The 11,349-nt window shown below is 57.8% G+C and carries 12 protein-coding genes; 4 read left to right on the forward strand and 8 right to left on the reverse strand.

All coding sequences use genetic code 11. The features are described 5' to 3' along the window. Nucleotides 1-34: 34 nt before the first annotated feature. The 3 genes from M7439_RS02035 to M7439_RS02045 form a co-directional block, all read right to left on the reverse strand. Nucleotides 35-1,624 carry a Mur ligase family protein gene (locus M7439_RS02035; protein WP_298344431.1) on the reverse strand — a complete coding sequence of 530 codons (1,590 nt, stop codon included), beginning with the start codon at nt 1,622-1,624 and terminating at the stop codon, nt 35-37. 21 nt (nt 1,625-1,645) lie between these two features. Continuing rightward, a complete protein-coding gene (locus M7439_RS02040) occupies nt 1,646-2,347 on the reverse strand; it encodes an alpha/beta fold hydrolase (RefSeq protein WP_298344434.1) in 702 nt (233 codons plus the stop codon). Nucleotides 2,348-2,443: 96 nt separating this feature from the next. Beyond that, nucleotides 2,444-2,641 (reverse strand): hypothetical protein, encoded by a 198-nt coding sequence (locus M7439_RS02045; protein WP_298334950.1) that lies wholly within the window; start codon nt 2,639-2,641, stop codon nt 2,444-2,446. Between the two features lie 261 nt (nt 2,642-2,902). On the opposite strand from M7439_RS02045, the gene M7439_RS02050 reads away from it, so the two are divergent. After that, complete coding sequence (locus M7439_RS02050) at nt 2,903-3,127, forward strand: hypothetical protein (RefSeq protein ID WP_298344437.1); 225 nt, start codon at nt 2,903-2,905, stop codon at nt 3,125-3,127. 566 nt (nt 3,128-3,693) lie between these two features. Here M7439_RS02050 and M7439_RS02055 read toward each other — a convergent pair. Continuing rightward, the gene (locus M7439_RS02055) at nt 3,694-4,944 is read right to left on the reverse strand and encodes an HRDC domain-containing protein (protein WP_298344444.1); all 1,251 of its coding nucleotides are present in this window, start codon (nt 4,942-4,944) and stop codon (nt 3,694-3,696) included. Between the two features lie 20 nt (nt 4,945-4,964). Continuing rightward, nucleotides 4,965-5,483, reverse strand: a complete 519-nt coding sequence (locus tag M7439_RS02060) for a flavin reductase family protein (protein ID WP_298344446.1) — start codon at nt 5,481-5,483, stop codon at nt 4,965-4,967. On the opposite strand from M7439_RS02060, the gene M7439_RS02065 reads away from it, so the two are divergent. Next, complete coding sequence (locus M7439_RS02065) at nt 5,461-5,922, forward strand: HIT family protein (protein WP_298344449.1); 462 nt, start codon at nt 5,461-5,463, stop codon at nt 5,920-5,922. The genes M7439_RS02060 and M7439_RS02065 overlap by 23 nt on opposite strands. Here M7439_RS02065 and tyrS read toward each other — a convergent pair. Together tyrS and menD are read right to left on the reverse strand one after the other, a co-directional pair. Beyond that, nucleotides 5,892-7,160 carry a tyrosine--tRNA ligase gene (gene tyrS / locus M7439_RS02070; protein WP_298344452.1) on the reverse strand — a complete coding sequence of 423 codons (1,269 nt, stop codon included), beginning with the start codon at nt 7,158-7,160 and terminating at the stop codon, nt 5,892-5,894. The two genes, M7439_RS02065 and tyrS, sit on opposite strands and share 31 nt — an antisense overlap. After that, nucleotides 7,157-8,959, reverse strand: a complete 1,803-nt coding sequence (gene menD, locus M7439_RS02075; protein WP_298344455.1) for a 2-succinyl-5-enolpyruvyl-6-hydroxy-3-cyclohexene-1-carboxylic-acid synthase — start codon at nt 8,957-8,959, stop codon at nt 7,157-7,159. Before menD ends, tyrS begins: the two co-directional genes overlap by 4 nt. A gap of 32 nt (nt 8,960-8,991) precedes the next feature. On the opposite strand from menD, the gene M7439_RS02080 reads away from it, so the two are divergent. Continuing rightward, nucleotides 8,992-9,759: an alpha/beta fold hydrolase gene (locus tag M7439_RS02080; RefSeq protein WP_298344457.1), complete on the forward strand. Its 768-nt coding sequence runs from the start codon at nt 8,992-8,994 to the stop codon at nt 9,757-9,759. Between the two features lie 788 nt (nt 9,760-10,547). Then, nucleotides 10,548-11,228: an ABC transporter substrate-binding protein gene (locus tag M7439_RS02085; protein WP_298344460.1), complete on the forward strand. Its 681-nt coding sequence runs from the start codon at nt 10,548-10,550 to the stop codon at nt 11,226-11,228. Nucleotides 11,229-11,247: 19 nt separating this feature from the next. Here M7439_RS02085 and M7439_RS12955 read toward each other — a convergent pair whose 3' ends face one another. Beyond that, nucleotides 11,248-11,340, reverse strand: coding sequence for an IS3 family transposase (locus M7439_RS12955; RefSeq protein WP_366525190.1), 93 nt, complete (start codon nt 11,338-11,340; stop codon nt 11,248-11,250). Nucleotides 11,341-11,349: the final 9 nt, after the last annotated feature.

Raw genomic sequence — 11,349 nt, forward strand, 5'->3', positions numbered from 1 at the left:
GCAGAAGGCGGTGCGTATCGGGAGAGGCGTGCACCTACGGGTAATGATCAGGCAGATCGTTCTCGTAAAGAACAACGTCACCCGGCTTCGCCGTGCGCTTCACCTGCGCAATCGCAGCCGTTCGATCCTTGACGGTGAGCACCCGTGTGAGGCGGCAGCCTTGGGCATCTGCCTGCGCCTCGGCGGCCCCTTCAATCAGTGCAGCTCGGTTCGTCTTGGCAACCACGATCAACTCGTCAGCGACGCGACCTACCGCCTTTCCAAGAGCATAGTTCTCCGGGTATTGACGCTTGCCAAGCTCCACCATGCCAGGAGTAACGACAAACTTGGTCGCCGTTTCGCCACCGCGTCGGTCAAGAGCCGCGAGCGCTCGACGAGCTCCCGCAGGATTCGAGTTGTAGGTGTCATCGATGACCTCTACACCACTCTCGGGGACCACCGCCGTCACCAGTCGGTTCGCTGGCGAGGCAATGAACGCGAGGCGAGCACAGATGGCCTCGCCGGTGAGGCCGCACTCAAGCGCAGCGGCGATCGCACAGGCTAAGTTCGTAGGAGCGATGTCTCCAGCATCGATCTTGTCAAGCTTTTGACCCCCAAGATAGATGACCAACTCCCCCTCTTCATTGGGCTTGACCGTCACGTCTACATCAAGCTGGATTGCCGAGACCTTGATGATCTTTCGCTCAGTCACACTGCCGGCAAGTGCCTTCGCAGCGAGAGCAAGGCGGGGGTAGTCCACATTGATGATCACGACCGATGCCTGCTCTGTGATCTCAAGTTTTGCCCGCAAAATTGATGCCTCGGATCCAAAGCGTTCGAGATGGACAGGGCCAAGCGCGGTCAGTACCGCGATCTGGGGTGGGATCCAAGAACAAAGTGCGGCAATCTCTCCCGGCCCAAAAGTACCCATCTCAGCGATGAAGACCTCAGTACCTGGCACCAGTCGTTCATTGATAGAACGGGCAAGACCTCCCCGGTTGTTGAAGGACGCTGGTGAGGCGATGGCACGCACAGATCCCTCGAGCAGGGTCGCCAGATAGTTCTTCGTCGTCGTCTTACCAAAGGAGCCAGTGATGCCAACCACCTTTGGGCGGATGCGCAGGAGTCGCTCCGTCGCATCATCCACATAGCGCCCGAGTAGACGGTCCTCGAGCGGTTGGGTTGCGATGAGTCCAAGCTCGACGATCAAGGATGCCAGGTAGCCACTTAACAAGGCGAATCCGAGAGGAACCCCAATGAGCCAGCCGATGAGCGTCACCAGGGCATCGATAACTCCTACTGTCACCAGCAGGCGCTTCATCCGCGAGGTCAGTGCGAGTTTCGAGGTTCGGCCTCGAAACCCAAGACCGACTGGCGTGGCTAACAGACAGAGCACCAACAGCGCAGCGAGAACGAGATGCACGTCGGTCCCGAAGGAGTGAACAAAACTTCCGACTAGGAGTATCAGACCGACGACGAGCAACGCCTGGTTGATGAAGGAAGCTCTGAACCAAAGTGCGAAAAACCCACCGATACGCCCAGGAAGATAATGCTCCCGTTGGGCGACACGAACCCACTTCACTGCCGGAAGCTGTGCGATCACACCCATTATGACGGCCGCTACAACAGCAAGCTCGTGACCCATTGTTTCGGCCAACCTCCCGGACTAGGACCCGATCACTCTAGTCGTAATCAGCTCCGCAATCGACTGAGGATCCTCAAGCGGGACCAGGTGATGAACCCCATCGAGCACCTTGAGCGTTGCCCAGGAACTGGCGCTCGCTGCCTGGCGTGCCAATGCAACAGGACACGCCTGATCAAGCGTACCCCAGAGCATCCAGATGGGCCGCTGGACCAAGAGGAGATGATCGAGATACTCTTCCTTCACCACCTCGACAAAGATCTGGCGCATCACACCACGAGCCTGACGGTAATCGTCCGAGCCGTATCGCTGGCGCGCTCGTTCGAGACGCTCTTTGGACACCACCCCCATCCCAGCAAGTGATCGAATGAGTCGGTAGCCCCATGGCGACCTTGCCTGACTCTCCGGTCGGATAATAGGTACACCGATGAGTACAATTTCATCGACGAGCTCTGGGGCCACCACGCTGGCCAGTTCAATAGCGACCCGACCACCAAACGAATGGCCGACCACCACCACGCGGCCAACCCCTGCGTCGTGGCGCCACTCACGGATGACCTCTGCAACCGCCTGAGCATAGCCCACCGAGTTCAGAGCGGTAAGTGGCTCTGGTGAATCCCCAAAGCCGGGGAGATCGAGCGCGAGGATCGAGAGATCGTCCCTCAGTAGTTCGATCACCTTGGACCAATCATGCAGGTCACGGCGCCAACCGTGAAGGAATACCACCCCGATACTATCCGCATCACGGGAGCGCCCCACCATAGAGGAGATGGCCGACGAGGGTTGCGTGAAAGAGATCGTAAACAATGCGGTCGCTACGACTCAGTCCTCCGAATCTTCATCACGCCCATAGGAAGATGGAGCAGCCTGGAGTTCTTCGTCATCGAGATAGGCCATACACCAATCGGCATGCCCATGGACCGAATCCCCTCCACACTCCTCACAACGAATGAGTGGCATTGGAATACCTCGCTTTGCCTTTCGCGCCTCTTCGTATCGACGATGACGACCCTTCTTCACGCGCTACTCCCACTCACTCTGACGAGACCTATTCATTCCTCGCACGTCCAACAGCCAGTTTAGCGATTTTGCTCTCGCAGATCTCCAGCTACCAGGTCAAAACACCTTGAGGGTAGGATAGATTCCAACAACAACGGCTTGGCTAATGGTGGTCAAGGTTGGCCTTAGCCGGTGCGGTGAAGAGGTGTGAGCATCACCGGCGCACCAAGGCGACGCCAATCTTGTCTCTAAGGCGCAAGCGAAAACGACAAAGGAGTGATCATGGCAGATGCCTTCAATCCAGACGAGATGATCGAAAGATTCCAACGGCGTGCCGCGGCTGTCAAATCTCGTCCGATGCCGCCAGTAGAGGGTAGTGAACGAGCGAAGTTCGTCGAGCAAGCCTCTGTGGACTACTTCGATTATGCCGTTATTGGGGACGCAGTTGCCAAGCTTGAGGACGGCATCCTCACCCTTACCATCGATCTACGCCCACCAGAGAGCTGAGCGGGCAACGTCGCTTGAATTGGTGACAAACCAATGCTTTAAGCCATGGCGGTAAGCAGCGTGACGGTCGATCGCTCGTTGGGTCGTCAAGGAATAGCCCAAGCGCTTCATAGCGATCACGACTTCGAGTCATCCCGCCCACCAATCGCCAACGTGATGCTGATTCCCGGTAGCGGTGGCCACCATGTCGCTATGTCTGGCTTGCGATAGCGCCAGCGCACAATCGGATTGCCGTTTCCACGACCCACGGGATGTGAGAGGGAGAACGCGCCGAGTTGCCCCTTGATCAGCGGTGCGATACTACCACCGAGAGCAGCAGCCAAGGATAGCCCTCTGCAACAGCTTGCCGAGCGCTGAGCAGTCCTCGTCGGGCCACAACACCAAGGAGATAGGCAAAGACCCTCCAGTGAATGGTCTTAGGTTTGGGGAGAGAACTCGGGCCTACCTGTGGAGCCAATCGGGATGTACGAACACCGTTTGTTCGCGAACATGCATTTCACGGCGCACCTCCAATAATCCATTGCGTGCTCGCTCTGCCTATTGCGTGGGCGCTCTGCCTATTGCTGCTATCGCGAACCTGGAGATGGACGGACCTGGAGACGATGATCCTCGACCACTTGGATGGTACGCTCACCAGTCAATAACGCCCCGACCTCACAGCCGCATACTTCGTAACGCCAACCCCGCGAGAGTCCGCCACGCCGGCGGATCACAAAATCCACAATATCGTCTCGAGCAGCGATCAATGAAGGGTCGATTCCAAGCTCCATAGCCTTGGCCTGCACGACCGCAGCGGTCAACAGCACAATCGGGGCCAGCTCTGGTCGCATGGTCGCCGAGATCGCGAGCTCCGCGGTGACGGTACCAATCGGTTCATCGCTCGCCACCAACTCAAGCAGTTGGCCGACCGCCTCAGCGTCAAGCCGTCGTGGGTCTACCCCACGCAGCCGAGTTAACTCCGAACGCGACGCAGGAGCGGCTCTGGCGATGGAGGAGATGGCAAGGTCCGACAAAATGGAACGTGCGGGAACATCGCGCACCCGAGCCTGCTCCTCTCGCCATGCGGCGACTCGTGCGGCGATTCGTCGATTCTGCTCATCATCGAGACTGCGGCATTCGCGAATGCGCGTCCAAGCTAGTTCCACCGGAGCCTCGAACCGACGGCGCCGCACGACCGCCTGCATCTCTTCCATCGCCCAGCTCCGACGGTTTGTGGCTTCGAGCTCAGCAACAATCTTGCGTTCGAGCTCCTCCAGATAGAGGACATCTGTCGCCGCATAATCAATCTGCTCGGGAGTGAGGGGGCGCGCCATCCAATCCGAGAGCCGAGCCCCCTTCGCAATCGTGACGTGGAGATACTGGTTGAGCAACGCTCCGAGGGAGGCGTGACTCAAGCCCAGAAAGCCCGCCGCTACTTGTGTATCGAAAAGTTGGGTCGGACGGGTGCCAACTGCGCGCTCGAGGATCTCAAGGTCCTGTTCGCTCGCGTGAAAGACGAACTTGATCTCCCCGTCGCCAAAGATTTCCCCCAGCGGGGCCAGATCGACGACAAGCGGATCGATCAGAAAGATCAGATCGCCAACCCGAGCCTGCACCAGCGCTAACTTCGGATAATAGCTTCGTTCGCGATGGAACTCCGTGTCAACCGCCACTGATCGCACCGTCTGCGCCTCCTTGACGACCTCCACCAGGTCGGCTTCGGTTGCCACCCAACGTAGCCGAATCCCCTGTCGATGCACCTGTGCCGCCATGAGATCGGGAGCGTCATCGGTTGCCTGCGTGCTATTGGTATCTCTCTCGCGACGGAAATGCTCCAAACTACCTCATTCCTGCTTCTTTAGCCGCCATAATGCATTCGAGTATCAGACATCGAGAGCACCGTTGACCACGCTTCAACTGGTTGGCGTACTACCATGCTATCGACTGAACTTGTAATCAGCCAATGGCTACCTAACTCGACCATAGCTACAACCCTCCCAAGCACCATGCCAAGGGCATCCCTTGGCAGGAGCAACCTCGACGCCTCATCGCGGACAACCGGAATACCGCTCGCCGTCATCGCCGCTACGTCAACGGCTGGGGGTTTGGCGAACTTGCGGGCGAGGGGGGCCTGTGTCACGTCGAGAAAGACCAAGCCGACCGCGGCACCCTGGCGCAGGAACTCGAGCGCCAATGCCTCACGCTCGACCGACATCGCCAACATCCTTGGTTCCTTGGAGACCTGCATGACGAGCGAGATCGTCATGAGATGAGACCGATCTCCATCTGTCAAGCTGAGGAGATACAGACCCGATGCCATCGCCCAGAGCGCACGTCGCAGCTGGGCATCATCATTGGTTACTACACTCTCAGCCATGTTCTGCCCGTTCTGCGACCTGATCAGCGATCCCCACAACCCGCTCGTCGTCGAGGTTGCCGCAGAGACGTCGGTGCTCCTCGACCATGCGCCGGTCTTTCTCGGACATGCCCTCGTGATCCCCACCGACCATGTGGAGCATCTTTTGGTCGCTTCGCCGGAAACAGTGGCACAGGTAGCACACCGGACCCAAGCCGTCGCGCGAGCGTCGGTGGCCGCTTTTGGAACAGACGGCGTTCTCACCGTCACGAACACCGTCATCTCTCAGTCGGTACCACATCTTCACACCCATGTTATTCCCCGACGCCACAAAGACGGTCTACGCGGCTTCCTCTGGCCCCGCCAACGCTACGCCTCTGATACGGAGCTCATCGACTATCGCGATCGACTGCGTGATGCACTCCACGGCTATTGTGCACCACAGCGAACCAAGCAGTAATCTTTCTTGCCACGTCGCAGCACCAAGAGGCGGCCATCGATCAGCAGATCCTTGGTGACGGTGATGGTCTCCCGTTGGGCGACGCCATTGAGATAGACACCGCCCTGACTCAACGTGCGTCGCAGTTCTGACCTTGAGACAAACAGGGGACTACGCGATATGAGTTCGATGAGATCGATGCCCTTCTCAAATTCAATCGCATCGATATTCATGGTCGGAGCCTCACCGAGCGCCTCCTCGAGCAGGTCCGGTTCCAACAGCTCAAGTTCTCCAACAAAGAGTGAACGGCTTGCCCGTTTGGCCCGCTCAGCCTCCTCCTGGCCGTGTACCAGCGTCACCAGCTCCGAGGCGAGGCGATGGTGAGGATCGCGCCGTTCGGGGTGTTCACGATGAGACTGATCAAGCTCGGCGATCTCCTCCTGATCGAGAAAGGTGAACTGCTTGAGGTAGGACATCACCATAGCGTCATCGGAGCGAACAAGAAACTGATAGAGCTGGTACGGCGAGGTCCGGTGAGGATCGAGCCAGATCGCTCCTCCAACCGATTTACCGAACTTCGTACCATCGGCCTTGGTGATTAACGGCCACGTCAAACCGAAGGCCTCACGTTGGTCCACCCTTCGAATCAGGTCGATCCCCGCTGTGATGTTTCCCCATTGATCAGAGCCACCCAGCTGCAGCGTACAATCAAAGCGCCGGCTGAGCTCCAGAAAGTCGATCGCCTGTAGCACCATGTAGCTGAATTCGGTGTAGGAGATCCCTTCGCTGCCAAGACGCGCCTTGACCGAATCCTTGGCCAACATGGTCGCAACAGAGAAGTGTTTACCATACTCACGGAGATAGTCGATCAGATTGAGGTCTTGGAGCCACTCACGGTTATCGACCAATACACCGGCTACCTCGCCAGAGAAGTCGACAAAACGTTCGAGCTGTAGGCGAATTGCCGCAGTGTTTTTGGTCAGTGTCTCGTCATCGAGAAGAGTCCGCTCCGTGGAGCGCCCGGAGGGATCGCCAATCATCCCAGTACCGCCACCCGCCACCATAATCGGACGATGACCAGCACGCTGGAATCTCCGCAACATGATGAGACCCAGCAGGTTGCCTAGGTGCAAGGAGTCAGCTGTCGGATCGAAACCGACGTAGAGCGAAAGGTGAGCTGAGTCCATGCGCTCGACGAGCCCCTCTGCGCTCATCTGGTTGATGAGTCCACGATATTGAAGGTCCTCGGACAGAGTCATGGGTTACGCTGCTCCTTTGCGAGTTGGTGATCGATCTGTGCGTAAAGACTACCGAGCGCCTCGTGACTAGCCGCCCGAGTCCCTTCGAGCACGGCGACAAGGAACTCACCGTTGCGAGCTCGTTGCACCAGCGCAGCCAGGGCCACGGCATCGGCAATCCTCGTCACCTCGAACCCCATTCCCTCGAGCACCGATGCTGGGCGCACGCGTGGTGGCGTCACAAAAAACTCCGTCTGGACATCAGCGGCGATGTTCGCAGCCGGTGGCACCTGATCGAAGATGAGCCCACCTTGGTTGTCAAGTACCACAATCAAGCCTCGGCTTGGGAGAGGCAGGTGAATGAGGGCGCTGACGTCATAGAGTGTAGCGAGATCACCAACGAGGAGTGCAGTGAGGCGTTGGGGCCGTGCGTGGGCGAACCCTAGATAACTCGAAAGTACTCCGTCAATCCCATTCGCTCCCCGGTTCATCGCCACCAACGGTGGATCGGAGTGATAGCCACGGAACTGATCAAGGTACCGAATCGGCATCGATGCGGAGGAAAATAGCGCTTCATCGCCTCCCAACAACCCATAGAGCGCGCGGGCGAGGGCGATCTCCGTAGCAGGATGGTCCTGTGCAAAGTTCTGCACCGAACGGTCAATACTCTGGTCGAGTGCAAGTAGCTGAACCCGTTCGGAGACGACTAGCGACCTCTCCATCGGTGCCAGGCTCTCTGTCAACACCGACTGAAGTGTCGACTCTACATCGGCCACATACCCAGCCGTCACAAAACGCCCCGGATCACGAACCACAAACCGATCACCAAGCGTCACCACGTCGCCTCCGGCCTCGACCACCCTTCGCAAGGCACTCATGGTGCTGCGAGCCAGTGGAAAATCGCCGATCACGACCACCACTTCCGGTGTGGGAGTGGATCCGCGGGTCAGTAGATCAAGGTGGATCACCGTTGTATCTCTTCGAGCCAATGGTGTCCGTGCATCGACGGCAAGAGTCCAACCCAGCTGGTCAGTTACGGCCTCTGCCGCCGCAATCGTGGCGTGGGTGCTATCACTCACGCCACCGAGCAGCAACCATCCCGAGCGCCCAGAGCGAAAGATCTCTTTCGCCACTCTTGGATCTAACGCTGCTAAGCGAGGAGCCAGAGGGCGATGCAGGGCGATGTCGCCGCGTCGTGCTCCTTCTTGGAGTACCGTTGCCTGGCGCTGTTCATCCTCGACTACCTGTCCCAAGAGCGGCTCCTCGATACCCACGTTCAAGTGGACCGGGCCTGGTCCGTTTGGGGCTCCACCTAACTCGGTGACCAACTGGAGTGCGACCGAGGCGAGATCACGAGGGGTAAGCGAGCTGACAAACTCCAACGAGATCGTGGCGCGTACAAAGCTCGCCATGGCTTGGAGCTGATCGAGTGTCTGGGGTGCACTCACCCCTTTGAGTCGGGTTGGACGATCGGCCGTCACCAGCAACAACGGAAGACCAGAGAGAGAGGCCTCCGCGAGTGCCGGTAGGAGTTCGAGACTCGCCGTTCCCGAGGTGGTCACCACCATCACCGGCTCACCACTTCGGCGAGCGAGACCACAGGCGAAGAATGCAGCCGCGCGCTCGTCCAAGCAGACCGAAACCGACAGAGGAGCAGTTGCCAGCGCGACGGCCATAGGCGTCGAACGAGAGCCTGGAGCGAGCACCACCTGGTGGAGTCCGAGCCTGTTAAGCTGGTCCAGCAGGATGGCAAAAAGACGAACATTGGACCCCGAGGGCTCTGAAGTTGGGGGGTGGGGTGCCGACGCTGACGATTTCACAAACTCTCCTTGATTCCACGGTAGCGGCTCTCATGGTCCAGACCCGTGCACCAGGCGGCGACCTCGTCTGCCTTCATGGGTTTACCCAGAACCGCTTCGCGATGGTGAAGGACTTTGTGGTGACCCTCGCACCACTCTATCGGCGTATCTGGTTCGTTGACTGTCCTGGCCACGGTGCGACGTCTATCGAACCCAACGAACCCAATCACTTCTTTGACGCCTTAGGCACCATTGCTCCGCACTTTGATCTCTTTGGCTACTCCATGGGGGGCCGTCTCGCACTCTGGATGCTCGCAACCCATCCAGGAGTGATCGAACGCGCGGTCATCGTCTCCGCCCACCTCGGCATCACCTCCACCGAGGCACGACTCGCGCGACAGAGCTCTGACGAGCTGCTCGCACAACGCCTCGAATCCCTGCCCTACACCGCTGGGCTTGGGAGCCAAAACCTAGCATTTAGGACCTTCCTCAAGGAGTGGAATCAGGCACCGCTCTTTGGGGATCGCGCCTTGACCGAAAGCGACATCCGGCTCCGTCTCATGAACCGCCCCAGCCAGCTCGCCGGTGCCCTCCGTAGCTACGGGACCGGCCAACAACCCGATCTCACCCCCTCGCTAGGTGACACCACCACCCAACTGCTGTATCTCTTCGGCGCAAGCGATACTGTCTATCGAGCCATGGCCGATCGGGCTCGCCAACTAAGCACCTGTGAAGTACAGATGATCGACCAGGCCGCCCACGACGTGCTCCATGATCAGCCGGGCGTCGTCGCTGAAGTGATGGTTCATTTCCTCCTCTGATGCGCCTGTACGTAAATGACATCGCGAACGTCCGTAGCCCACTTGGATGTAACCCAACTACGCGTGGGTCCCATCGCTCAACGGTCTACTAGTCCTGCTCACCCTGGAATGTGCGTTCGCTGTGGCCACTTTGGTCTGCTGTTCGGGATTGGACGAGCCTAATTACTTAACGACAAGCCCGATCCCCGGCCTCACGGTTCGATACCTTCATGGCAGACGAATCCAAGCACCGCTACTTCGATCAATAGCATCTTCTAACCACCACCAGCAATCCCGACAACCCCAATCGCGTCCTCCTACTATCTCTTGGTCAATCATTCCACACCACCGCGACACAATGGTCCTGAATATCTCGCACACTACGCTCGGATTGCATAACTCCTGAGCAAGCCTTGCCATCAGGAGAGCTTGAGTCAACGCGAACATAAGCCGGTTTGTTTCGGATCCGTTAACGATTCAGACTCTAGGAGGTCTAACGAAACAAAGGGGCTAGTCTCAGCTTGAGCTTTTGCCTCGGAGAAACTCCTCGCTGGTTGTTGACAGCGCTAAAGCGGTGGAGCATGCTTTCGTGACGACTCAATCTGGTGGGTATATCATTCGCGCAACAGCCTCGGCATGATGCGCCTATTTTGACAGGGACGGTAATGGTTTTCGCAAACTCCAATCGATAGAATACAAATTCCAATCGAAATAGCAAGAGTCTCAATGCGAGCGGCACAGCACAACGTAAACCATGGAGACAATCGAGACTTCTCAAGATTCTTGGCGTCGCCTTTACTGGATCACTCTTGCTGGCGGCCTGTGGTAGCGCATCGACTAGTTCATCGACCACCACGACCGTTAAGAGCACCTCTGGCACTCCTATTCATGGGGGTGTTGCTAGCTATGCATTACCGATTGGAGAGGAGTTCAGTTGGATACTCCCACTGGAGAATGAGGCCAACTACGAAGACTATGACTCAAACGTGGAGAGTGGGCTTTGGCGGCCCCTGTACTTTGCGGGAGCGAGAGGTAAAACGGGCGTCAACTATAAACTCTCAATCGCCGATCCTCCTGTGCACTCCCATGGTGATACCGAAGTTACGGTTGACCTGAAGCAGGGATGGAAGTGGTCAGACGGACAGCCGGTCACCACCAGCGATGTGCGCTTCTTCTTTGAACTTGAAGCCGCAGGAGCCAAGCTTGGGGACTACGCACCTTACGTCCCTGGCGAGATGCCAGACGACATCAAGAGTGTCACCTACAACGGCCCGTATAGCTTCACCATCCACTTAACACATTCGTACAACCCCGAGTGGTTCACCGGCAACCAACTCACTTGGATCTACCCCCTCCCTCGACAGGTATGGGACAAAACCTGCGCAACTTGCGCCGTCGGCCATAATGCCGCGACACCCTCAGGTGCCACCGCTGTCTTCAAGTATCTCTACAAGGAGTCTGGCAACCTTTTGGAATTGCTCACCAAATGAGACACTGAACTCCGCTTACCTATGCAGCCTGTAGCTTAGCGACTTGTTCGAACTGAATCGGCGATAAATAGTCGATGCTCGAGTGAAGCCTCTTCCGGTTGTACCACTGAATCCAATCAAA

Source organism: Ferrimicrobium sp. (assembly GCF_027319265.1).
Taxonomy (GTDB): Bacteria; Actinomycetota; Acidimicrobiia; order Acidimicrobiales; family Acidimicrobiaceae; genus Ferrimicrobium.

Excerpts from the sequence above, each read along its gene's own strand:
- M7439_RS02060 (WP_298344446.1), bottom strand. The coding sequence starts at position 5,483 with ATGGCTGAGAGTGTAGTAACCAATGATGATGCCCAGCTGCGACGTGCG.
- M7439_RS02035 (WP_298344431.1), bottom strand. The coding sequence starts at position 1,624 with ATGGGTCACGAGCTTGCTGTTGTAGCGGCCGTCATAATGGGTGTGATC.
- M7439_RS02080 (WP_298344457.1), top strand. The coding sequence starts at position 8,992 with ATGGTCCAGACCCGTGCACCAGGCGGCGACCTCGTCTGCCTTCATGGG.
- M7439_RS02050 (WP_298344437.1), top strand. The coding sequence starts at position 2,903 with ATGGCAGATGCCTTCAATCCAGACGAGATGATCGAAAGATTCCAACGG.
- tyrS (WP_298344452.1), bottom strand. The coding sequence starts at position 7,160 with ATGACTCTGTCCGAGGACCTTCAATATCGTGGACTCATCAACCAGATG.